At 71.2% G+C, this 22,935-nt stretch carries 19 protein-coding genes; 11 read left to right on the top strand and 8 right to left on the bottom strand.

The annotated features are described in order from the left end of the window. Positions 1-23: 23 nt before the first annotated feature. Positions 24-1,181, top strand: coding sequence for an acetyl-CoA C-acetyltransferase (locus tag AB5J50_RS13515; protein ID WP_369257862.1), 1,158 nt, complete (start codon positions 24-26; stop codon positions 1,179-1,181). Between the two features lie 50 nt (positions 1,182-1,231). On the opposite strand, the gene AB5J50_RS13510 is transcribed toward AB5J50_RS13515, so the two are convergent. Genes AB5J50_RS13510 through AB5J50_RS13490 form a run of 5 tightly spaced genes read right to left on the bottom strand, consistent with a single transcriptional unit; the run spans position 1,232 to position 5,344 of the window. Further along, positions 1,232-1,870 (bottom strand): SIMPL domain-containing protein, encoded by a 639-nt coding sequence (locus tag AB5J50_RS13510; protein ID WP_369257860.1) that lies wholly within the window; start codon positions 1,868-1,870, stop codon positions 1,232-1,234. Positions 1,871-1,879: 9 nt separating this feature from the next. Continuing rightward, the gene (locus AB5J50_RS13505) at positions 1,880-2,944 is read right to left on the bottom strand and encodes an NAD(P)H-dependent flavin oxidoreductase (RefSeq protein ID WP_369257858.1); all 1,065 of its coding nucleotides are present in this window, start codon (positions 2,942-2,944) and stop codon (positions 1,880-1,882) included. Beyond that, positions 2,944-3,693 (bottom strand): CoA-transferase subunit beta, encoded by a 750-nt coding sequence (locus AB5J50_RS13500; protein WP_369257856.1) that lies wholly within the window; start codon positions 3,691-3,693, stop codon positions 2,944-2,946. The genes AB5J50_RS13505 and AB5J50_RS13500 overlap by 1 nt, the downstream gene beginning before the upstream one ends. Beyond that, complete coding sequence (locus AB5J50_RS13495) at positions 3,690-4,556, bottom strand: CoA transferase subunit A (protein WP_369257854.1); 867 nt, start codon at positions 4,554-4,556, stop codon at positions 3,690-3,692. Before AB5J50_RS13495 ends, AB5J50_RS13500 begins: the two co-directional genes overlap by 4 nt. Beyond that, complete coding sequence (locus tag AB5J50_RS13490) at positions 4,553-5,344, bottom strand: enoyl-CoA hydratase family protein (protein WP_369257852.1); 792 nt, start codon at positions 5,342-5,344, stop codon at positions 4,553-4,555. Before AB5J50_RS13490 ends, AB5J50_RS13495 begins: the two co-directional genes overlap by 4 nt. Positions 5,345-5,435: 91 nt before the next feature. On the opposite strand from AB5J50_RS13490, the gene AB5J50_RS13485 reads away from it, so the two are divergent. Further along, positions 5,436-6,176, top strand: a complete 741-nt coding sequence (locus tag AB5J50_RS13485; protein ID WP_369265383.1) for an SDR family oxidoreductase — start codon at positions 5,436-5,438, stop codon at positions 6,174-6,176. Position 6,177: 1 nt separating this feature from the next. Beyond that, positions 6,178-7,092 carry an SDR family oxidoreductase gene (locus AB5J50_RS13480; RefSeq protein ID WP_369257850.1) on the top strand — a complete coding sequence of 305 codons (915 nt, stop codon included), beginning with the start codon at positions 6,178-6,180 and terminating at the stop codon, positions 7,090-7,092. A gap of 100 nt (positions 7,093-7,192) precedes the next feature. Here AB5J50_RS13480 and AB5J50_RS13475 read toward each other — a convergent pair whose 3' ends face one another. Next, a complete protein-coding gene (locus AB5J50_RS13475; RefSeq protein ID WP_369257848.1) occupies positions 7,193-7,966 on the bottom strand; it encodes an ankyrin repeat domain-containing protein in 774 nt (257 codons plus the stop codon). 103 nt (positions 7,967-8,069) lie between these two features. Next, complete coding sequence (locus tag AB5J50_RS13470) at positions 8,070-8,966, bottom strand: hypothetical protein (RefSeq protein WP_369257846.1); 897 nt, start codon at positions 8,964-8,966, stop codon at positions 8,070-8,072. 260 nt (positions 8,967-9,226) lie between these two features. Here AB5J50_RS13470 and AB5J50_RS13465 point away from each other — a divergent pair, with 260 nt between their 5' ends. Beyond that, positions 9,227-10,009 carry a serine protease gene (locus AB5J50_RS13465; protein WP_327427967.1) on the top strand — a complete coding sequence of 261 codons (783 nt, stop codon included), beginning with the start codon at positions 9,227-9,229 and terminating at the stop codon, positions 10,007-10,009. Between the two features lie 296 nt (positions 10,010-10,305). After that, positions 10,306-13,365: an endo-alpha-N-acetylgalactosaminidase family protein gene (locus tag AB5J50_RS13460; protein WP_369257844.1), complete on the top strand. Its 3,060-nt coding sequence runs from the start codon at positions 10,306-10,308 to the stop codon at positions 13,363-13,365. On the opposite strand, the gene AB5J50_RS13455 is transcribed toward AB5J50_RS13460, so the two are convergent. Continuing rightward, positions 13,251-15,059 (bottom strand): beta-galactosidase family protein, encoded by a 1,809-nt coding sequence (locus AB5J50_RS13455; RefSeq protein ID WP_369257842.1) that lies wholly within the window; start codon positions 15,057-15,059, stop codon positions 13,251-13,253. The two genes, AB5J50_RS13460 and AB5J50_RS13455, sit on opposite strands and share 115 nt — an antisense overlap. A gap of 96 nt (positions 15,060-15,155) precedes the next feature. Between AB5J50_RS13455 and AB5J50_RS13450 the strand changes: the two genes are divergently transcribed. The 6 genes from AB5J50_RS13450 to AB5J50_RS13425 all read left to right on the top strand — a co-directional run bounded on the left by AB5J50_RS13450 (position 15,156) and on the right by AB5J50_RS13425 (position 22,828). After that, positions 15,156-16,040 carry a helix-turn-helix domain-containing protein gene (locus AB5J50_RS13450; protein ID WP_369257840.1) on the top strand — a complete coding sequence of 295 codons (885 nt, stop codon included), beginning with the start codon at positions 15,156-15,158 and terminating at the stop codon, positions 16,038-16,040. Positions 16,041-16,051: 11 nt separating this feature from the next. Continuing rightward, the gene (locus AB5J50_RS13445) at positions 16,052-16,384 is read left to right on the top strand and encodes a chorismate mutase (RefSeq protein ID WP_369257838.1); all 333 of its coding nucleotides are present in this window, start codon (positions 16,052-16,054) and stop codon (positions 16,382-16,384) included. 116 nt (positions 16,385-16,500) lie between these two features. Beyond that, positions 16,501-17,031 (top strand): two-component system response regulator, encoded by a 531-nt coding sequence (locus tag AB5J50_RS13440; protein ID WP_369257836.1) that lies wholly within the window; start codon positions 16,501-16,503, stop codon positions 17,029-17,031. Between the two features lie 92 nt (positions 17,032-17,123). Beyond that, positions 17,124-19,616: an aminopeptidase N gene (gene pepN / locus AB5J50_RS13435; protein ID WP_369257834.1), complete on the top strand. Its 2,493-nt coding sequence runs from the start codon at positions 17,124-17,126 to the stop codon at positions 19,614-19,616. 423 nt (positions 19,617-20,039) lie between these two features. Continuing rightward, complete coding sequence (locus AB5J50_RS13430) at positions 20,040-21,410, top strand: aspartate aminotransferase family protein (protein WP_369257832.1); 1,371 nt, start codon at positions 20,040-20,042, stop codon at positions 21,408-21,410. Then, positions 21,407-22,828 (top strand): lysine N(6)-hydroxylase/L-ornithine N(5)-oxygenase family protein, encoded by a 1,422-nt coding sequence (locus tag AB5J50_RS13425; protein WP_369257830.1) that lies wholly within the window; start codon positions 21,407-21,409, stop codon positions 22,826-22,828. The genes AB5J50_RS13430 and AB5J50_RS13425 overlap by 4 nt, the downstream gene beginning before the upstream one ends. Positions 22,829-22,935 lie beyond the last annotated feature (107 nt).

The raw sequence follows: 22,935 nt of genomic DNA, 5'->3' as shown, positions 1-22,935 counted from the left end.
CCCATGTCTGTGAGGGAGTTGTCATGGCCGAGGCCTACATCGTCGAAGCGGTCCGCACCCCCGTCGGGCAGCGCAAGGGAGGCCTGAGCGGAGTCCACCCGGCCGACCTGGGCGCGCATGTCCTCAAAGCCCTCGTCGAGCGGTCCGGAGTGGACCCGGCCGCCGTCGAGGACGTGGTCTTCGGCTGCCTGGACACGGTGGGGCCGCAGGCCGGGGACATCGCCCGCACCTGCTGGCTGGCGGCCGGACTGCCCGAGGAGGTGCCGGGCGTCACCATCGACCGGCAGTGCGGGTCCTCCCAGCAGGCCGTGCACTTCGCGGCCCAGGGGGTGCTGTCCGGCACCCAGGACCTGGTGGTCGCCGGCGGCGTCCAGAACATGTCGCAGATACCCATCGCCTTCGCCTCCCGCCAGGCGGCGGAACCCCTGGGCCTGACCGCCGGCCCCTTCGCGGGCAGCGAGGGCTGGCGGGCGCGCTACGGCGAGAAGCCCGTCAACCAGTTCCACGGCGCCGAGCTGATCGCCGCCAAGTGGGGCATCAGCCGCCGTGACCAGGAGGAGTTCGCCCTCCGCTCCCACCAGCGGGCGATCCGTGCCATCGACGAGGGCCGGTTCGCGCGCGAGACGGTGGCGTACGGCGAGGTGACCGTCGACGAGGGGCCGCGCCGGGACACCTCGCTGGAGAAGATGGCGGGCCTGAACCCGGTCGTCGAAGGCGGCACCATCACCGCCGCCTGCTCCTCCCAGGTCTCCGACGGAGCCGCCGCGATGCTGCTCGCCTCCGAGCGGGCGGTACGGGAGCACGGGCTGACCCCGCGCGCCCGCGTCCACCACCTCTCGGTGCGCGGCGAGGACCCCATCCGCATGCTCTCGGCCCCCATCCCGGCCACCGCGTACGCCCTGAAGAAGACCGGCATGTCCCTCGACGACATCGACCTCGTCGAGATCAACGAAGCCTTCGCCCCGGTCGTCCTCGCCTGGCTCAAGGAGACCGGCGCCGACCCCGGCAAGGTCAACGTCAACGGCGGCGCGATCGCCCTCGGTCATCCCCTCGGTGCCACGGGCGTGAAGCTCATGACCACCCTGCTCCATGAACTGGAGCGCACCGGCGGCCGCTTCGGCCTCCAGACGATGTGCGAGGGCGGCGGCCAGGCGAACGTGACGATCATCGAACGGCTCTGACGCCTCCGCCGCCCCGGACCCGAGGCCTCCCGGGTCCCGGAGCCGGAGCCCTAGCGGGTCAGCGAGAAGCCCAGCCACACCGCGGCCGCGACCTCCACCATGCCCGGTGCGAGGTCGCCGCCGCCTGTGCCGCCGGCATTCTGGCCGTGGCCGCGGTAGGGCGTGACCGACTCCGGATCCACGTCCTCGACGTGCACCACCGGACCCAGCGAGACATCGGCGGCCTCCGCGTAGACCCCCGCCTTGCGGCGCGCCGCCTCGACCGCTCTGCGGCGGGCCTCGTCGCGCAGCGCGGACTTGTCCTGTACGTCGAAGAGGACATCGTCGACGTGGTTGGCGCCCGCATTCACCGCGTCCACGATCAGCTGCTGCAGCGCGTCCAGGTTCGTGGTCTCGATGGTGAACGTCGCCATGCAGCGGTAGCCGAGGAACTTGCGGTCGGCGCCGTATCCGTCGTACGCGGACTTGAGCGAGAGCCGGGAGCCCGACACCTTCGCGTCGGGTATGCCGTGCCGGCGCAGGGTCTCGCGCAGCGCCGACACCGCCGTGCCCGCCTTGTCGAACGCCTTGTCCGCCGTCGGCGCGAGCAGGTCCACGGCCAGCTTCAGGCGCGCGAGCTGCGGCTCGGCCTGCACACTGCCCGTGCCGAACACACTGAGACCCCAAGGCTGTCTGATCGTCTGATTCATGCGGGCGAGTCAAACACCTTCGCGGTCGGACAGGGCGGAAAATCCACCGATGACCGCCTCTGCCTGAACCATGATCCGCTCCACCAGCTGCGCGCACGAGGGGAGTTCGTCGATCACCCCGGCCACCTGCCCGGCCGCCATCACCCCCAGATCCGTGCGCCCTTCGACCATCGACGCACGCAGCAGCATCGGCGCGTTGGCCGCGAGGAGCACCTGGCTCCAGGACAGGTCCTTGCCGTGCTTCATCGCGAGCCCGTCGCGGATCATCTGCGGCCAGGAGAGCCCGGACAGCTTCCGGAAGCCGGCGGCCCGGCGGACGGCCTGGACGAGGGCCTTCGTACGGCCGGACTTCTCCAGGGAGCCGACGAGGTCCGTACGGAGCATGCGGTGCGGGAGTCCGTCCACGGCTGTCGTGACGGTGACGTCCTTGACCGTCGCCGCCAGGTACTTCGCCTTCACCGCGTCCGGGACGGTCGAGTCCGAGGTGAGCAGGAAACGGGTGCCCATGGCGATGCCCGCCGCCCCGTACGCCAGCGCCGCCACCAGCCCCCGCCCGTCGTGGAAGCCGCCCGCCGCCACGACCGGGATGCCGACCGCGTCCACGACCTGCGGCAGCAGTACCGTCGTCGCCACTTCACCGGTGTGCCCGCCGCCCTCGCCGCCCTGCACGAGCACCGCGTCGGCGCCCCAGGCGGCGACCTTCTCGGCGTGCCGCCGGGCCCCGACGGAGGGGATGACGACCATGCCCGCGTCCTTCAGTTCGGCGATCAGCTCGCGCGAGGGAGCGAGCGCGAAGGACGCGACGCGCACGCCCTCGTCGATGATGATCCGTACACGGTCGCCCGCGTCCCCCGCGTCGGCGCGCAGATTCACCCCGAACGGCTGGTCCGTGCGGGATCTCACCTCCCGTACAGCGTCCCGGAGCTGGTCGAGCGTCATCGTCGCGGAGGCCAGGATGCCCAGCGCGCCCGCGTTCGCCGTGGCCGACACCAGACGGGGGCCCGCCACCCAGCCCATGCCGGTCTGCACGACCGGGTGGCGGACTCCGACGAGCCGGGTCAGCGCGGTCTCCATCAGAGCTCGGCCTTTCCCGCTATGGGAACCTCGCGGTTGCGGGTGCCCTGAGGGTCGATGACCTCACGGATCAACTCCAGCTCCCGTGACGTCGGTTCGCGCGTGAACGGCACCCGGTCGGGGACGTGCAGCTCGAAGCCCGTCGCCTCCCTCACCCGCTCGACCGTGACGCCCGGGTGCAGCGAGGCGAGGCGCATCGAGTGGTCGGGCGTGGCGAAGTCGAGGACAGCGAGGTCGGTCACCACGCGCGGGACGCGGTGGAAGCGCGTGGCGCTCGGGCCCGCCGCGGCGGCCCGGTCGTACCCCACCCCGCACACCATGTCGACCCGCTCGACGAAGACGCGCGGTGAGTGCTTGGGCACCCAGTAACTGGTCGGATTGTTGAGGGTGTTGACCGGGGCTCCGCGCACGCCGAGCAGTTGGCGTGTGGGCCTGGCCCAGTCTCCGATGCAGGAGATGTTCTGGTTGCCGAAGCGGTCGATCTGGCTCGCGCCCATCATCACGTGCCGACGGCCGCCGGTGACCATCGTCAGATGCCGGCGGTAGGGCAGCCAGCCCTCCGGTGTGCCGTCGAGGCCGACGAGCATCGCCTCGCCGTCGGTCAGCAGCAGGTCGGGCGAGAAGGTGCGCCTGGCGAGGCGTGCGCCGATGGACGGGATCAGGCCCATGGGGCTGGCGAGCACCTCGCCGTTGTCCCGCCAGGCCTCGGCGCAGGCGATCACGCAGTACTCGGCACGGGTCGCGGTCACTGGTCGCGCTCCTTCCGCCAGGCCTGGACGGCGCGCTGGTAGGCGTGTTCGTCGCCGCCGAGGAAGCGCTCGGCGAACTCGGCATGCGGCGTTGTGGCGTACAGCTTCTGGAAGGCCTCGTCGCGCCCGTAGTCGGGGACGCACGAGGTGAAGTGCGCGCCGTTCGGGGTCTCGACGACGCCCGTCACGCTCGACCGGTCGAGCAGCAGCGTCTGCGGCGCGGCCTCCTTGGTCAGCTCCGCGGTGTCGACGACGCGCTCGCAGGAGACGTACGCCGTGTCCGCGGCCTCGCAGAACAGGTCGTCGAAGTACGGGTCCGGGCCCAGGTACTGGCCATTGCCGAGGCGGTCCGCGCGGTTCATGTGGACCAGGGCCGCGTCCAGGCGCAGGGCGGGCATGGCGACGAACTCCTCCCGTATCCCCGAGGGCCCGTCGGCGTACGGCGAAGTGACCGTCCGCAGGCCGGGGTTGACCCGCATCACGTCCGAGCCGATGCCCGCCCGCACCGGCAGGAACGGCAGCCGGTTGGCGGCGGCGCGCAGCCCCCACATGAACATCGCCTCGTCGACCTCCATCAGCTCGAAGGCGCCGCGCTCGCGCGCCGCCCGGTAGTGCGGTTCGAGCGGGATCGAGTCGAGCGTCGCGAAAGCGGTGACGAGCTTGCGTATCCGTCCGGCGGCGGCGAGCAGGCCCACGTCCGGGCCGCCGTACGAGACCACCGTGAGATCGGTGATCTGGGTGCGGAGCAGCGCTCTCACCAGGGCCATCGGCTTGCGGCGCGAGCCCCAGCCGCCGATGCCGAGGGTCATCCCGCTGCGCAGCCGGGAGACCGCCTCGTCGGGAGTCATGGTCTTGTCGCTCACTCTTCAGCCCCCTCCTTTTCGATCTTTCCGGCCTCTCCGGCCCTTCCGAAGGTGTCGCGCACGCGGTCGGCGACCCCGCTGAGGTTCGCCTCGAAGGTGAAACCCTGCTCGAAGCGGTAGCTGCGGCGGACGTCGACCGGGTCGATGCCGTTGATGGCGGCCTTGGCCAGGCGGATCAGCTGCCCGTCCTTGGCGGCTATCTCGCGCGCCAGCTCCAGCGCCGCCGCCCGCAGTTCCTCGCGCGGCACGACCTTCCACACCGAGCCGTGCGCATGCAGCTCGGCCGCGGTCGCGGTGCGCGAGGTGTAGTACAGGGCGCGCATCAGGTGCTGCGGGACCAGCCGGGCCAGATGCGTGGCCGCGCCGAGCGCGCCGCGGTCGAGCTCGGGCAGCCCGAAGGTCGCGTCCTCGCTCGCCACGATCGCGTCCGCGTTCCCCACGAGCCCTATCCCGCCGCCCAGACAGAAGCCCCGCACCGCCGCGACGACGGGCACCTCGCACTCGTACACCGCGGCGAAGGCCTCGAAGCAGCCGCGGTTGGCGCCTATGAGCGTGTGATGGCCCCCGGTGGCCTCGGTGTCCCGCTGCATCTCCTTGATGTCGACGCCCGCGTTGAAACCGCGCCCCTCCGCCGTCAGGACGACGCAGCGGATCCCGGGGTCGCGGCCCGCCGCGCGGACGGCGTCGGCCAGGTCGAACCAACCCCGCACCGGCAGCGCGTTCACCGGCGGGAAGTCGACCGTGACGACGGAAATCCCCTTTTCCGGGGACGAGGTGGAGACACCCATGGGCGCATCAGCTACCTTTCCACCAAACGTTTGTTAGGCACATCTCGAAGCTAGCAGCGATTGCATCCGCGCGGGAGGCCCTGTGGACAACCTGGATCTCGGAGGCAGGACCGTCGTCGTCACCGGCGGCACCCGCGGGGTCGGGGCCGGTATCGCGGGGGCGTTCGCACGGGCGGGCGCGCACGTCGTGGTCTGCGCGCGAAGGCCGCCCGAAGTGCCCGTGGAGGGAACCGGCTTCGTGCCCGTCGACCTGCGCGACACGGCCGCCGTACACGCCTTCTTCGACGCGCTGCCCCGGCTCGACGTCCTGGTCAACAACGCGGGCGGCGCGCCCTACCGGCCCCTCGCCGAGGCGGACGCGGCACGGCACGCACGCGTCATCGAGCTCAACCTCACCGCCCCGCTCACCGCCTCGATCGCCGCCTACGAACACCTCAAGCGGACCAAGGGCTCGATCGTGATGATCGGCAGCGTGAGCGGGACACGGCCGTCACCCGGCTCGGCGGCCTACGGGGCGGCCAAAGCGGGCCTGGAGAACCTGGCCCGCTCGATGGCCGTCGAATGGGCCCCCGACATCCGGGTCAACACCCTGGTCGTCGGCATGGTCCGCACCGAGCTGGCCCATCTGCACTACGGCGGCGAGGACGGCATCGCCGCCGTAGCGCGCACCGTTCCGCTGGGCCGCCTCGCCCAGCCGTCCGACATCGGCGAGGCGGCCGTCTTCCTCGCCTCCGACGCCGCCGCGTACATCACCGGGGCCTCGCTGCTCGTCCACGGGGGCGGGGAGCGGCCCGCCTTCCTCGATGCCGCAACTGCCAACAAGGAGAACTGAGATGAGCGCACGGCTGCTGTGTGAGGGGCGAGTCGTGATCGTCACGGGCGCGGGCCGCGGACTCGGCCGGGCCCACGCGCTCGCGTACGCCGCCGAGGGCGCGCGGCTCGTCGTCAACGACCTCGGGGTCGGCCTCGACGGCACACCGGGACCGGACAGCCCCGCCCGGCAGGTCGTCGACGAGATCCGCGCGGCGGGCGGCGAAGCGATGGCCCACGGCGGCGACATCGCGACGACCGAGGGCGCCGCCTCCCTGGTCAGCGCCGCCCTGGAGACGTACGGCCGTCTCGACACCCTCGTCAACAACGCAGGGTTCCTGCGCGACCGGATGCTGGTCAACCTCGACGAGGACGACTGGGACGCCGTGCTGCGCGTCCACCTCAAAGGGCACTTCCTGCCGCTGAAGCACGCTGCGGCGCACTGGCGGGCGGAGGCCAGGGCGGGCCGGACCCCACAGGCCCGAGTCGTCAACACCAGCAGCGGAGCCGGGCTGTTGGGATCGGTCGGCCAGGGCAACTACAGCGCCGCCAAGGCCGGAATCATCGGGCTGACGCTCGTCGCCGCCGCCGAGATGGGGCGGTACGGCGTCCAGGTCAACGCGATCGCTCCCGCGGCCCGCACCCGGATGACCGAACAGACCTTCGCCGAGACCATGACGGCCCCCGGCTCCGGCTTCGACGCCATGGCACCCGAGAACGTCTCACCCCTGGTGGTCTGGCTCGGCTCGGCCGCGAGCGCCGGCGTCACCGGCCGTGTCTTCGAGACCGAGGGCGGGCGGATCACCGTGATGGAGGGCTGGAGGCCGGGCCCGACCGCGGACAAGGGGGCGAGGTGGACGCCGTCGGAGGCGGGCGAGACGACGTTGAAGCTGCTGGCGGAGGCGGAGGTTCCGGGGGCGGTGTACGGGGCGCGGTAGGCCCCAGCCCCCCAAAAAAGATTGCGCAGTTCCCCGCGCCCCTTAAGGGGTGCGGGGAACTGCGCGACAAGCCCCCACCGTCCCGCAGCCGACACACAACCTACGGGGTCTGGGGCGGAGCCCCAGAAGGATGGGACGGGTGGCCCAGGGCCGATCGCAGGAGTGTGGCTATCCCGGCATGGGCCGTCTGCTGGTCGTTGCCGGCGAAAGGGCGGCCCTGCGTGTCGAGGAGTTGGACCTCGATGGTGATGCCGTCGTCCTCCGGGTAGCGATGGGTGACCGACTCGTGGCCCGGGCCGTGGATCTGTTCCAGACCCGCGCGGAGTTCGGCTTCCACGTCCAGGGGAACCCAGCGCAGGGCCTCCGCCAGGGCCTCGGACCTCGCCTCGGCTCCCTGGGCGAGGAGGGCTCGTACGCACCCCAGCGACCCCCGCCGCGCGGCGGCGACCAGCGGCGGCTCACCGGTCGGACCGGGACGGTTCGGGTCCGCGCCGGCCGCGAGAAGGGCCTCCATCACCGGAGCGTGGCCCCGCCGCACCGCCCAGGCCAGGGCCGTGAAGCCGAACGCCTCCACCGTGTCCGGGTACGCCCCGGCCGCCAGCAGGGCGCGGACGACCGCCGTATGGCCGCCGCAGGCCGCGCCGCACAGGGGAGCGTCCGTGTCCTGGCTGAGCCGGTCGGGGGCGGCGCCGGCCGCCAGCAGCAGTCGTACGATGCCGGGCTGGTCGCTCACCGCCGCCAGATACAGCGCCGTCTGGCCGTCCTCGTCCACCGACTCCGGACTCGCGCCGGAGCGCAGCAGCCGTACGACCGCGTCGTCGTCACCCTCGTACACAGCGGTGAAGAGACGCGCCGCGGGGTCGTTGGTGCTCATCCTTCGACCCTCGCTCGCAAAGGACCGGGAGGCAAAGCCTTTTGGGGTGTTCTGTCTCACCCCTTACGTGCTCAGCCCTGAGCCCACCCCTTACGAGCTCCTGTTACGTGTCGCACTCCAGCACCGTCCGGCACAGCGCGCACCGTGCCCGTACCCGGCCGCGCACCGGCACCCTGATCCGCTGGTGGCAGGTCGGGCAGGGGAAGGACACGTGCAGGGGACCACGGCCGTGGGGGGTGAAGGCGTAGGGGACGCCGAGGTGGGGGCCGGGGGTGTGGTGGTCCTGGGCGTGGCGGCGGTCCTTCGCGTAGCGGCGGCGGCCCGTCCAGCCGGCGGCGGTCAGCGGGGGCTGCTGTTCGTCGCGGCGGGCCTGCGCCATGCCCTTGGTGTACGCGGTGTACGCCTGCGGGCTGGTGAACCAGATCGAGGGGTCCTCACCGAAGACGAGGGCGCGTTTGGCGAGGACGTACCCGAACTCCTCCGGCGTCAGATACCCCAGCTTCTGGGAGGAGGCCGCGTCCTCGCGGTAGGCGTCGAGGAGCAGCCAGCCCGCGCCCAGATACGTCGCCGCCGTGTCCGTGAGGATCTCGTTGTCGCGCGTGCCGGGGAAGGAGAGGTCGAGGCGGTGCAGATAGACGTGCATCACCTCGTGGGCGAGGGCGGCGCCGATGTCCCTGCGGTGGGTGCGGAAGCGGTCGTTGAGTTCGATGAAGTACTCGGGCCCCGCGGCGAGTTCGACGTTCGCCGCGTGGGTCATCTCGCGGAAGCCGATGATCATCCGGGCGTCCGGCAGCCGGTAGTGCCGCACCATCTCGTGGGCCACGCGCTGCGCGCCCAGATGCAGGTCGTCGGTGTCGGCGAAGGCCACGTCGGCGGGGGCCACGCTGGTCGCGAAGGTGTGGATGGTGTCGTACGAGAGCCGCTTGTAGAGCGCGGTGATCGAGGCCCGCACCGTGTCCAGATGCGGGTAGCCGTGCTCGACGGGTCCGCCGTTCGCCACGTCCGCACCCCCTGAAGACGCCAGCACTGGATTCCACAGCACTGGCTTCCACTCTAAGCGGGGTTCCTCCCGGCGGCGGGGGGTGCGCGGGCGCGCCGTGCCGTGTCTGGCCGGAATGCGGCCCTTGCCCGGGGTGCGCGAGGCTCCCCATAATCCGCACCAGCTTGGCAGGGGCATGCCATGGCTGTCGAAGGGCCACTTCGGCGGGCCATGCCGGCAGACCCTCGCCTCGCGTTCAACCCCCCACGAAAGGAAGCACGTTGAAGTCTCTCAAGAAGTCCGGCGTCATCAGAAGAGTGCTCGCCATCGGTGCGGTCACGCTCGCCGCGGTGTCCCTCCAGCCGCTGTCCGCGCAGGCAGCGCCCGCCCCCGTCGTCGGCGGGACCCGGGCCGCGCAGGGCGAGTTCCCGTTCATGGTGCGGCTGTCCATGGGCTGCGGCGGCGCCCTGTACGCCCCGAACATCGTCCTGACCGCCGCGCACTGCGTGGACGGCTCGGGCAACAACACCTCCATCACCGCCACCGCCGGCGTCGTCGACCTGCAGAGCAGCAGTGCGATCAAGGTCAAGTCGACGAAGGTGCTCCAGGCGCCCGGCTACAACGGCAAGGGCAAGGACTGGGCGCTGATCAAACTCGCCACGCCGATCAGCCAGCCCACCCTGAAGATCGCCACCACCACCGCGTACAACAACGGCAACTTCACCGTCGCCGGCTGGGGCGCCACCCGCGAGGGCGGCGGCCAGCAGCGCTACCTGCGCAAGGCCACCGTCCCCTTCGTCGACGACGCCACCTGTCAGCAGGCGTACGGCAGCGATCTCGTCCCCGGTGACGAGATCTGCGCCGGATTCGTCCAGCAGGGCGGGGTCGACACCTGCCAGGGCGACTCCGGCGGGCCCATGTTCCGCAAGGACGACACGGGCGCCTACATCCAGGTCGGGATCGTCAGCTGGGGCCAGGGCTGCGCGGAGCCCGGCTACCCCGGGGTGTACAGCGAGGTCTCGACGTTCGCGGCCGACATAGCCCGGGCGGCGTCCGGACTGTAGGCGCCGCGCTCGTCGCACGCACGTCTGACGGTGTGGGCGCCCGTGACCCCGGTTGCGGGCGCCCCGCTGCGCCGGTCCCATGGAGCCGCGCCGGCCCCATGGCAGAGAGATCCCCTTTGCGGCTCTCCGGCACTCCGGCCTCCGTGGGCTGTACCGGTGCTCTGAACTCTCCCGGCCGGCAGTCCCGTTAGTCCAACTGCTGTCCCTCCTTTGTCCATGGGCACGTTCACCTCACGCGGCGCAGGCTGACGGCACGGAACGCCGCCCCCAGGAGGAGTGCCTTGAAGCCCTCAGCCATGCCTTCAGACACGTTCGCCCCCACCCGCCGTGCCGTCGTCGCGGCGAGCGCTGCCGTCGGAATCGGGGCCGCGCTCGGCACACCCGGCGCGGCCTCGGCAGCCACCGCCTCCGGCGAAGACATCACCATCCGCTCCGGCGCCCTCGAAGTCCGCGTCGCCGCCGCCTTCCCGCGGATCGTCTCCTACACCGACCGTGCCACCGGCGCCGTCCTGCACGGCCAGGAGGACGAGGTCACCTCCGTCCTCATCGACAACGCCGAGCGCACCCCGACGGTCACCACCACGGCGGGCGACACCGCGGTCGCGTACCGCCTCGCCTTCGACGGCAGCACCACCATCGACATCGAGATCACGGTGACAGACCGTCAAGTCACCTGGCAGGTCACGGAGATCGCTGACACCGACGCCCTCCCCGTCGGCACCCTCCGCATCCCCGGCCTCGCCCTGCTCTCCGTCCGCAGCGACCAGCCCGGCGCCCAACTCATCGCCGCCCGCATCCAGTTGGACAAGTCCAAGAGCGGCGACACCCTGCTCACCCCGACCGCCGACAGCCCTGCCGACACCGCCACCGGATGCGCGTACGCCGTCGTCGCGCACCACGGACTCGCGGGCGCCGTCGAGACGAACACCGTCTACGACAAGCCCGTCAGTGCCGACGGCACCACCTGGGAGAACGGCCGCCTCTGGCGCCGGACCGTCCGCAAGGAGGGCTACGTCAAGGCCCAGCTCACCCCCGGCCAGTGGACCCACCGCGCCGCGACCGCGACCGACACCGAACCCCTCCCGTACGCCACGGTCATCGTCACCGGCGACCGCAACGGCGACGGCGTGATCGACTGGCAGGACGCGGCGATCGCCTTCCGCGACATCATGGTCACCCCGCTCGGAGCCGACGAGACCCATCTGCGCGTCGTCCCGCACATCCCCTTCAACTTCGCCTCGCAGGCCACCAATCCGTTCCTCGCCACCCTCGACAACGTCAAGCGGATCTCCCTCGCCACCGACGGACTACGGCAGTTCACGCTCCTCAAGGGCTACCAGTCCGAAGGACACGACTCCGCACACCCCGACTACGCCGGCAACTACAACCAGCGCGCCGGCGGCCTCGACGACCTCAACACCCTGGTCAGGGAAGGCAAGAAGTGGAACAGCGACTTCGCCGTCCACGTCAACGCCACCGAGTCCTACCCCGTCGCCCACGCCTTCTCCGAGACCCTCGTCGACAAGACCGACGAGCAGTGGGACTGGCTGGACCAGTCCTACCGGATCGACCAGCGCCGCGACCTCGTCTCCGGCGACATCGCCCAGCGCTTCGCGGACCTGCGACGCGACGCGGACCCGGCCCTGGGCTCCCTCTACATCGACGTCTTCCGCGAGTCCGGCTGGACCTCCGACCGCCTCCAGCGCGCCCTGCGCGACCAGGGCTGGCACGTCACCTCCGAATGGGGCCACGGCCTGGAGCGCTCCTCGCTCTGGTCGCACTGGGCGACCGAGACCGACTACGGCCCCGACACCTCCCGCGGCATCAACTCCCAGCTCATCCGCTTCATCCGCAACCACCAGAAGGACGTCTTCGCCGACAAGTGGCCCACCCTGCTCGGCATCGCCCGCATGGGCAACTTCGAGGGCTGGACCGGCAAGACCGACTGGACCTACTTCTACGACCTCATCTGGGCCCACTCGCTGCCCGCCAAGTACCTCCAGGCGTTCCCGGTCAGGACGTGGGACGAGCACGAGATCACCTTCTTCGGGTCCACATCGGTGTCGGACGCCGACGGCACCCGCCGCATCACCACCGACGGACGGCTCGTCTACGACGGCGGCAGCTACCTCCTGCCCTGGGAGCCGAAGCGGCCCACGAAGCTCTACCACTACAATCCCCAGGGCGGCAGCACCAGTTGGCAGCTCCCGCGCGCCTGGGAGGGCCTTACTCGCATCGCCCTGTACCGGCTCACCGACCAGGGCCGGGTGTTCCAGACGTACATCCCCGTACGTGACGGCAAGGTCACCCTCGACGCCACGCCCAAGCAGCCGTACGTCCTCCACCGCACCCGCGTCTCCGACACCCCCGACCCCGCCTGGGGCCAGGCCACCCCTCTCCACGACCCGGGCTTCAACTCCGGCTCCCTGAAGGGCTGGACGGTCAGCGGCCCCGCCTCCGTCCAGCTCAGCGACCTCGGCGACTACGAGCTGGTGATCGCCTCCGGCGGCGCGGCCACCGTCGCCCAGCGGCTCACCCGCCTCAAGCCCGGCCCGTACGCCGCCTCCGTCCAGGTCGAGGTCGGCGAGAGCGCGGACGACACCCGCAGGGCCTGTCTCCAGGTGCGTACCGCCGACGGCGTCACGGCCGTCAACTGGACGGACACCTCCACCGCGGGCAACTACGTCGCCGCCGACCGCAAGCACGGCACCCGCTTCCAGCGGATGGTCACGTACTTCACCGTGCCCGAGGGCGGCGGCCGGGTCGACCTCACCCTGCGCGCCGACGCCGGGCACGCGCGCGTGCGGTTCGACAACGTCCGTGTCGTGCCCGCACGGCAGCCCTCGAAGCAGGGCGCCCTCGTCTTCGAGGACTTCGAGAACGTCCCCCAGGGCTGGGGCCCCTTCGTGAAGGGTGACGCGGGCGGCTCCACCGACCCGCGCACCCATATCGCCCAGCGGCACGCCCCGTTCACCCAGCGCGGCTGGAACGGCAAGGCGATCGACGACGTCATCGACGGCTCGCAGTCCCTCAAGTCACGCGGTGAGAACGACGGCCTGGTCTACCGGACCGTCCCGCACACGGTCCGGTTCGAGCCGGGCAAGCGCTACCGGGTCACTTTCCGCTACGAGAACGAGAAGGCCGGGCAGTACGCCTGGATCACCGCCGCCGACCACGGCGCGACGACGACCGAACTGGACCGCGCCGACCTTCCCGCCGCCACCGAACCGGCCGAGCCGGCCTACGAGTTCACCGCACCCGGCGAGGGCGAGGCCTGGGTGGGGCTGCGCAAGGTGGGGGACGACGGCACGGCGGAGTTCTCGCTGGACTCGTTCGAAGTGAACGAGGTTTCCTGAAGCTCCAGCACCCACACCTCGTTCACGCCCTCACGCAGGACCGGACCGGGGACGTACAACTCCCGTTGCGGTCCGACCGACCAGTACCGCCCCAGATTGAACCCGTTGATCCACACGAACCCCCGGGTCCAGCCCGGGAGTTCCAGCAGGGCGTCCCCGGCGCCGCGCACCTCGACAGTGCCGCGGTACAGACCGGGGGCGCCGTCCCCCGGGAGCGCCGCGAAAGGCACCCGCCCGACGTCGTCCAGCGCGTCCAGCCGCAGCCCCCGCGCCCGCACCCCGTGCAGATACTGCCGCTCGTGCAGCACACCCCCGGTGATGCCCTTCGGCTCACCCGTGCGGGGCCCGTAGTTGACCCTCCCCAGGGGCTCCACCCACAGCTCCACGCGCGCGTGCCCCACGACCGGCTCCTTGAGCTGCGGCTCCTCCTCGGTGAGCACCCCGGCCCGCACACCGTCGACGTACACCACCGCGAGATCCCTGAGCCCGCGCAGCATGAGCGGATACGGCTGCCGGGGACCGGGCACGGTCACCTCGTACTTGACCAGGCCCCGGTCCACGTCCAGTTCCTCGAAGGTCGGCGGCACGGGGTACTCGCCGCCGGCACCGCCCACCGACTCCAGCACGGCGTCCATGGAGGCCCATTCCCGAAGGGCGACCTGCCCGGACGCCCCGAGCGGCGAGGGCAGCGGCGGCAGCTCGGGCAGCGGCCCGTCCGCGTACTCGGCGAGGACCTCCCGGAAGCGCCAGAACTTCTCGGTGGGGCGCCCGAGTTCATCGATCGGCGCGTCGTAGTCGTAGGAGGTCACGTCCGGCTCCAGCGGCCCGTCGTGCAGCGCCCCGCCGCCCCGGTTGGCACCCGCCCAGCCCCCGAAGTTCGTACCACCGTGCGCCATGTAGAGGTTGACCGACGCCCCGCACTCCAGGATCTCCCGCAGCGCGTCGGCGGCGTCCTGGGGATCCCGTACGACATGGCCGGCGCCCCAGTGGTCGAACCAGCCGCACCAGAACTCCATGCACATCAGCGGGCCCTCGGGCCGGTGCTCGCGCAACGTCGCGAACGCCTCGCGCGCGTGGGAGCCGAAATTGGCGGTCGCCAGGATGCCGGGGACCGAACCGCCAGTGAGCATGTGGTCCTCGGGCCCGTCCGAAGTGAACAGCGGCACGCTCACCCCCTCGGCCCGCAGCAGGTCCGCCAGCCACCGCAGATACACCTGGTCCGAGCCATAGCTGCCGTACTCGTTCTCGACCTGCACCATCAGCACCGGCCCGCCGCGGTCGATCTGCCGCGGCACGATCTCGTGCAGCAGATGGTGGAACCAGTGCCGCACCTGCCCCAGGTACTCCTCGTCCCGCGTCCGGAGCTTCCCCGTCAGCCAGTGCGGCAGCCCGCCGTTCTCCCACTCCGCGCAGATGTACGGGCCAGGCCGCACGATCGCCCACAGCCCCGCCTCCCGGACCGCGTCCAGGAAACGGCCCAGCTGCTGGACATCCCGGAAGGAACCCGAGCGCGGCTCGTGCAGATTCCACGGAACGTACGTCTCCACACAGTTGAGGCCCATCGCCCGCAGCATCCCCAGCCGGTGCGCCCACTGCTCCTCGCGCACCCGGAAGTAGTGCAGCGCCCCGGACAGCAGCCGCACCGGGCGCCCGTCCAGCAGAAAATCCGTGTCCCCCACCGTGAACTCGCTCATGGGCACACGATCACCCCTGGCGGTCGGCCACGTCCATGGACAAAGATCGTCGCTGATTGGACACAAGCAGTACCGAGCCGGGCAGGAGGAAACGGGATGTACCACACCTGGATGCGCTATTTCACCCCCTCTCCGGCCCACCACCGCCTCGGACTCGCCTGCCTCGGTGTCGGCCTCCAGTACGGCGAACTGCCCGCCGTCGGACCCCGCATCCTCGACCACCACGTCGCCGTCGTGATCAGCGCGGGCAGCGGCTGGTACCGCACCCCCGACGGACACCGCCACCCCGTCACCGCACCCGCCCTCATCTGGCTCACCCCCGGCGCACCCCACCACTACGGGCCCGACCCGAGCTGGGACGAGTGCTTCGTCGACTTCACCGGACCCGCGACAGCCACGTACACCGAACTCGGCTACATCGAACCCGACCGGCCCGTCGTTCCCCTCGCCGACGCGGGCACCGCCCGCACCGTCGTCGGGCGCATCGCCCGCGCCGCCCGCCGCGGCAACCCCCTCCTGGAAGTGGAGACCGGCGCCGCCGTCCACGAACTCCTCGTCGCCCTGCGCCGCGCCCGCGCCGACCTCGCTCCCGACGGCGACCAGGTCCTCCACGCCCTCGCCCGCGACGCCTTCCAGCCCCTGTCCGTCGCCGAACACGCCGCCCGGCACGGCATGACCCCCGCCGAACTGCGCACCGCCGTCCGCCGCGGCGCCGGATGCAGCCCCAAGGACTACCTCCTCGGCATCCGCCTGGGCCGCGCCAAAGAACTCCTCGCCGCCACCGAACTCCCCGTCGCCGCCGTCGCCCGCCGCGTCGGCTACGACGACCCCGCCTACTTCTCCCGCCTCTTCACCCGCCGCGTCGGCATCGCCCCCGTCCGCTTCCGCGACCAGCAGGGCCGAACCGTCCCCGGCGGCTGGAGCAACCAGATCCCCGACCCCGACGATCCACCCATGATCGAGCCCCCGCACGCCCCGTAGGGTTGGATGTCATGACCACCAGCAAGCCCCAGGAAGTCGACCCCGCCGTCCGCGCCGAACTCGACCGGCTGCGCGACAGCATCGACAACATCGACGCCGCCGTCGTCCACATGCTCGCCGAGCGCTTCAAATGCACCCAGCAGGTCGGCCACCTCAAAGCCGCCCACCAGCTGCCGCCCGCCGATCCCTCCCGCGAGGCCCACCAGATCGCCCGGCTGCGCCGCCTCGCCGAGAACGCCAAGCTGGATCCGGCCTTCGCCGAAAAATTGCTGAATTTCATCATCGCCGAGGTCATCCGCCACCACGAGCGCATCGCGGACGGCACCGCCGCCACGGGGGAGTGACACCGGGCGCTCCGAACGTGCATCCTGCGCGGAGCACTCCCTGCCACAACCACAGACCCGCATCGTGAGTCCGTACGGGCATAAGCTGGAATGTCCAAACGAGGGGACGTCGGGCCATGCCGTCGGATGCCAGGATCCTCATCGTCGACGACCATGAGGACACGCTGTACGCCCTGGAGAGCGCCCTGGCCCCGCTGGGCTACCAGGTCGCGCGGGCGACCAGCGGCGACGAAGCACTCAAGGAAGTCCTGCGCGGCCAGGTCGGGCTGCTCCTCCTCGACGTGCGCATGCCCGGCGTCAGCGGCCTCGACGTCGTCCGCTACATGCGGCGCCTGGAGCAGACCCAGCACATACCCATCATCCTGCTCACCGGCTTCGGCCCGGACACCGAACTCACCTCCATCGCCTTCAACCTCGGCGTCGCCGACCTCGTCATGAAACCCATCGACCCCTGGGCCCTGCGCACCAAAGTCCGCTACCTGTACGACGCCCACCAACGCCACCAGAGCCTGGAACACGAAGTGCGCGAACTGCGCGCCCTCATCAAGGAACACACCCCCGACCCCGCCCTCACCCACCCCGACACCCGCGTCCCCGTCCAGCGCGATCCCCACAACGAGACGCTGGAACAGGACCGCACCCCTTAACCGCAGCGGACATACGCCCTATCCACAGGGGACATACGCCGCGTACCGGACCACCCCTGTGCGCTGTCGTACCCATCAGGCAGCATGTCCTCATGTCCGTACTGACGCGCGACGAAGCGCAGACCCGTGCCAAGCTCCTCGACGTCCACCACTACGGGATCGAACTCGACCTGACCCGCGGGGACGACACCTTCGACTCCCGCACCGTCATCCGGTTCACCGTCCGCACCGACGCGGACACCTTCGTCGAGCTGAAGCCCGCCGAGCTGCGCTCCGTCACCCTCGACGGCCGGCCCCTCGACCCCGAAACCCTCCACGAGAACCGGCTGCCCCTGGACGGCCTCACCGCCGGCGAGCACGAGCTGCGCGTCGACGCCGCCATGCGCTACTCCCGCACCGGCGAGGGCATGCACCGCTTCACCGACCCCACCGACGGCGAGACCTACCTCTACACCCAGCTGTTCATGGAAGACGTCCAGCGTGTCTTCGCCGCCTTCGACCAGCCCGACCTGAAGGCCGTCTTCGACCTGTCCGTCACCGCCCCCGACGGCTGGACCGTCCTCGCCAACGGCGTCACCGAACACCTCGGGGAAGGCCGCTGGAAGGCCGCACCCACCCCGCTGATCTCCACCTACCTCGTCGCCGTCGCCGCAGGCCCCTGGCACTCCGTGCGCACCGAGCACCGCGGCCTCCCCTTCGGCATCCACTGCCGCCGCTCCCTGGCCCCCCACATGGACGCCGACGCCGACGAGATCCTCGACATCACCCGCGCCTGCTTCGACCGCTACCACGAGAAGTTCGAGGAGCCCTACCCCTTCGACTCCTACGACCAGGCGTTCGTCCCCGAGTTCAACGCCGGCGCCATGGAGAACCCCGGACTCGTCACCTTCCGCGACGAGTTCATCTACCGCTCCGCCGTCACCGACACCGAGCGGCAGACCCGCGCCATGGTCATCGCCCACGAAATGGCCCACATGTGGTTCGGCGACCTCGTCACCCTGCGCTGGTGGGACGACATCTGGCTGAACGAGTCCTTCGCCGAGTACATGGGCTACCAGACCCTCACCGAAGCCACCCGCTTCACCGACACCTGGGTCGACTTCGGCGTCGCCCGCAAGTCCTGGGGCTACGACGCCGACCAGCGCCCCTCCACCCACCCCGTCGCCCCCGACCCGGAAGCCGTCCCCGACACGGCATCCGCCATGCTCAACTTCGACGGCATCTCCTACGCCAAGGGCGCCTCCGCCCTGCGCCAACTGGTGGCCTGGCTCGGCGAGAAGGACTTCCTCGCCGGCATCAACACCCACTTCGCCCGCCACAAGTTCGCCAACGCCACCCTCGCCGACTTCATCGACTCCCTCGCCGGAGCCACCGAACGCGACGTGCACGCCTGGGCCGACGCCTGGCTGCGCACCACCGGCGTCGACACCCTCACGCCCTCGATCGGCGAGTCCGAGGGCTACTGGCACCTCACCGTCGACCGCGACGGCAGCCGCCCGCACCGTATCGCCGTCGGCGCCTACGACACCGTCCCCGGCGAGGACAACCGGCTGATCCTGCGCGACCGCCTCGAACTCGACGTACCACAGGGCAACTCCGTCAAGCTCGGCCCGGGCCGCCGCCCCGCCCTGCTCCTCCTCAACGACGGCGACCTCTCCTACGCCAAGGTCCGCTTCGACCCCGAGTCCTTCGAAACCGTCCGTACGGCCCTCTCCGGCCTCCCCGACCCGCTCACCCGCGCCGTCGTCTGGAACGCCCTGCGCGACGCCGTACGCGACGGCGAACTGCCCGCCATGGCCTACGTGGACGCCGCCCGCGCCCACCTCCCGCACGAGACCGACCTCGCCCTCGTCCAAGGCGTCCTGTCCTTCGCGACCGCCCACGTAGCCGACCGCTTCCTCACCGCCGAGGACCGCCCGGCTGCCCTCGCCACCCTCACCGACCTGTGCCGCGACCTCATCCGCCGCACCGAGGACGGCTCCCACCCCGGCCTGCGGCTCACCGCCGTACGCCACTTCATCGACGTCGCCGCCCACCCCGACACCATCAGCGCCTGGTTCTCCGAGGGCACCGTCCCCGGCGGCCCCGAACTCGACCCCGAGCTGCGCTGGCGCATCCTCGGCCGGCTCGCCGTCCTCGGCGCCGTCGACGACGCCGTCATCGACGCCGAACTCGTCCAGGACCCCAGCGCCACCGGCCAGGAAGGCGCCGCCCGCTGCCGGGCCGCGCTGCCCGACCCGGCGGCCAAGCGTGCGGCCTGGGAGTCGATGTTCACCACCGACGACCTCTCCAACTACCTCTTCACCGCCACCGCGCAGGGCTTCTGGCAGCCCGAACAGGCCGACCTCGTACGGGAGTACGTCGAGCGGTACTGGTCCGACGCCGTTGCGCTCGCCGCCCGCCGCGGCCCCGCCATCGCCGAAGCCGCCGGACGCTGGGCCTTCCCCGTCCACGCCATCTCCGCCTCGACCCTCGCCCTCGGCGAGACCTGCCTCCGCGACGCCGACCCCACCCCCGCCCTCCGCCGCAAACTCACCGACCAACTCGACGACCTGTCCCGAGCACTGCGGGTACGCCAGGCGTAACACCGGCCCAGTTCTTTCGCCCCCGCCGCCCCTACCCGTCCCATCCTTCTGGGGCTCCGCCCCAGACCCCGTTCGGTTGTGTGTCGTCTGCGGGCCGGTGGGGGCCGTTCGCGCAGTTCCCCGCGCCCCTGACGGCGCGGGGCTTCGCCCCGCGATTCCCCGCCCGCCCCCGTTTTTCAGGGGCGCGGGGAACTGCGCAATCTTTTAGCGGGGGTCTGGGGGCGCAGCCCCCAGGGATGGGACGGGTAGGGGCGGCGGGGGCGACACACGTGCGTGACGCCTAGCACCTTCGCCTGCCCAACACATTTCCTCCGTACGGCAGTACCCCCTTTTGGGTCGGATCGTTGTCCTATACGGGCGCGCCGACCCGAAATGCGTACAGGCTTGGACTCCCCCTGCCGCGCGCCCACCGGAGGACACCCCATGAGCACGCCGCCCCTCGCCTCAGGACCCGAAGGCCCCGACGCACTGCGGCCGTTGCTCGAAACCGTCCTCGACGCACTACGCGAGGGCACCGCCGCACGCGGAGGACCACTGCCCGCCGGAGGCCCGCAGACGGTGGCCCGCCGCGTACGGGACACGGTCGGCGACGTACTGCCCCGGCAGGGAACCCAGGACGCCCTGCACGTCCTCGTACGCGCCCTCGCGGAAGGCGCCGCCGACCCCGCCGACCCCCTGTGCGCCGCCCACCTCCACTGCCCACCCCTCGCCGTAGCCACCGCCGCAGACCTCGCCGCCGCCGCCCTCAACCCGTCCCTCGACTCCTGGGACCAGGCCCCGGCCGCATCAGAGCTGGAAACCCTCGTCACCCAAGCCCTGGCACACGAGGTCTACGGCACCCAAGGCGACGCCCTCGTCACCACCGGCGGCACCGAGTCCAACCAACTCGCCCTCCTCCTCGCCCGCGAAGCCCACAGCGCAGTACAACTCGTCTGCGGCGCCAACGCCCACCACTCCCTGCACCGCGCCGCCTGGCTGCTCGGCCTGCCCGACCCCGTCGTCGTCCCCGCCCCCGCCGGCACCATGGATCCCGCAGCCCTCGACGAAGCCCTCACCGAACTGCCCGGCCCCCGCGGCAACTTCCTCGTCGCCGCCACCGCCGGCACCACCGACGCCGGACTCATCGACCCACTGCCCGACATCGCAGACCTGTGCGCCGCCCACGGCGCCCGCCTCCACATCGACGCCGCCTACGGCGGAGGCCTCCTCTTCAGCGACCGCCACCGCACCCAACTCGACGGACTCGACCGCGCCCACACCGTCACCCTCGACCTGCACAAACTCGGCTGGCAGCCCGTCGCCGCAGGACTCCTCGCCGTACGCGACCCCCACGATCTCGCCGTACTGCAACACCGCGCCGACTACCTCAACGCCGACGACGACACCGAAGCAGGACTCCCCGACCTCCTCGGCCGCTCCCTGCGCACCACCCGACGCCCCGACATCCTCAAAATCGCCGTCACCCTCAAAACCCTCGGCAGGGAAGGCGTCGGCGCCCTCGTCGACCAAGTCTGCGCCCATGCCCACGAGTTGGCCGACCTCATAGCCGCCCACCCCGGCTTCGAGCTCTACGACCGGCCGACCATCAGCACCGTCCTGTTCCGACCCGCCGGAGCCCCCGACGACGCCGTCGCCGCCGTACGCCGCACCCTCCTGCACCAAGGCCGCGCCGTCCTCGGACGCGCCGCACTCGACGGCCGCCTCTGGCTCAAAGCCACCCTCCTCAACCCCCACACCCGGCCGGGCGACCTGGCCACGCTCCTGAAACTGGTGGAAGGACACACCCCCCAATGAGCCCGACGCCCACCCCCACACGCCCCGCCGCCGAAGCACCCCGCGACCTGGTGGGCATCGGCATCGGCCCCTTCAACCTCTCCCTCGCCGCCCTCGCCCAGCCCCTCGCCGAACTCGACTCCGTCTTCTACGAACAGCGCCCCGGCTTCGACTGGCACCCCGGCCTCCTCATCGACGGCGCCACCCTCCAAGTCCCCTTCCTCGCCGACCTGGTGACCCTCGCCGACCCCGCCAGCCCCTGGTCGTTCCTCAGCTACCTCAAAGCCCGCGAACGACTCTTCCCCTTCTACTTCGCCGAGCGCTTCCACATCCAGCGCGCCGAATACGACGCCTACTGCCGCTGGGTCGCCGACAGCCTCCCCGGACTCCACTTCGGCCACCAGGTCGACGCCGTCCGCTGGAACCCCGAACGCACCCTGTTCGAAGTCGACTTCACCCAACTCGACACCGACGGAGAAGCCGAAGCCCTCGGCCGCACCTACACCCGCAACATCGTCCTCGGCGTCGGCACCGCCCCCCACATCCCCGAACCCCTCAGACCACTCGTCGAAGCCCCCGGCGTGCCCGTCATCCACGCCGCGGACTACCTCAAGCACCGCGAACAGTTCCTCACCGCCGAACACATCACCGTCATCGGCGCGGGACAATCAGGCGCCGAAGTCTTCCTCGACCTGCTGCGCAACCGCCCCCCGGGCCGCGAGAAAATCCACTGGCTCGCCCGCACCGAAGCGTTCGCCCCCATGGAGTACTCCAAGCTCGGCCTCGAACACTTCACCCCGGACTACACCCGCTACTTCCACCACCTCACCGAACCCGTGCGCGACCGGCTTGTCGCCGCCCAATGGCAACTCCACAAAGGCATCGACGCCGACACCATCGCCGCCATCCACGACGAGCTCTACCGCCGCACCCTCCACGGCGGCTGGCCCGACGCCGTCCTCACCCCCGCCGTCACCGTCCGCACCGCCGGACGCGTCGCCACCACCAAAGTCGAACTCCACCTGGAACACGTCCAACAAGGCGCCCGCACCCGCCTCACCACCGACGCCGTCGTCCTCGCCACCGGCTACCGCGAACGCCCCCTCGGCCAGATCCTCGCCGGACTCGACCCCTACCTGCGCCGCGACAGCTCCGAACGCCCCCGCATCGACGACCAGTTCCGCCTCGTCCTCGACCCCTCCGTCACCGGCCACGTCCACGTCCAGAACGCCGAACTCCACACCCACGGCGTAGGCGCCCCCGACCTCGGCCTCGCCGCCTGGCGCAGCGCCACCATTCTCAACTCCCTCACCGGCAAAGACCCCTACCCCCTCCCCGGACGAACGGCCTTCACCACCTTCGGACTCGACCCCCACCCCCAGATCCCCACCGCCCGCGACACCGCCCGCACACTCACCCCCCTCGTCGAGGGAAGATAAGCAACAGGGCAAAAAGCGGCGTTCACGGCGCCGGCGCACAACCCATCGCCGACACCGTGGACGTATCCCAGCTGGACCTCTGGACCTCTGGACCTCTGGACCTTCAG

It is taken from the genome of Streptomyces sp. R35, from assembly GCF_041053035.1.
Lineage (GTDB): Bacteria > Actinomycetota > Actinomycetes > Streptomycetales > Streptomycetaceae > Streptomyces > Streptomyces lutosisoli.
The sequence above is the reverse complement of the archived record's forward strand: the minus strand, read 5'-3'. Positions and strand labels throughout refer to the sequence as shown.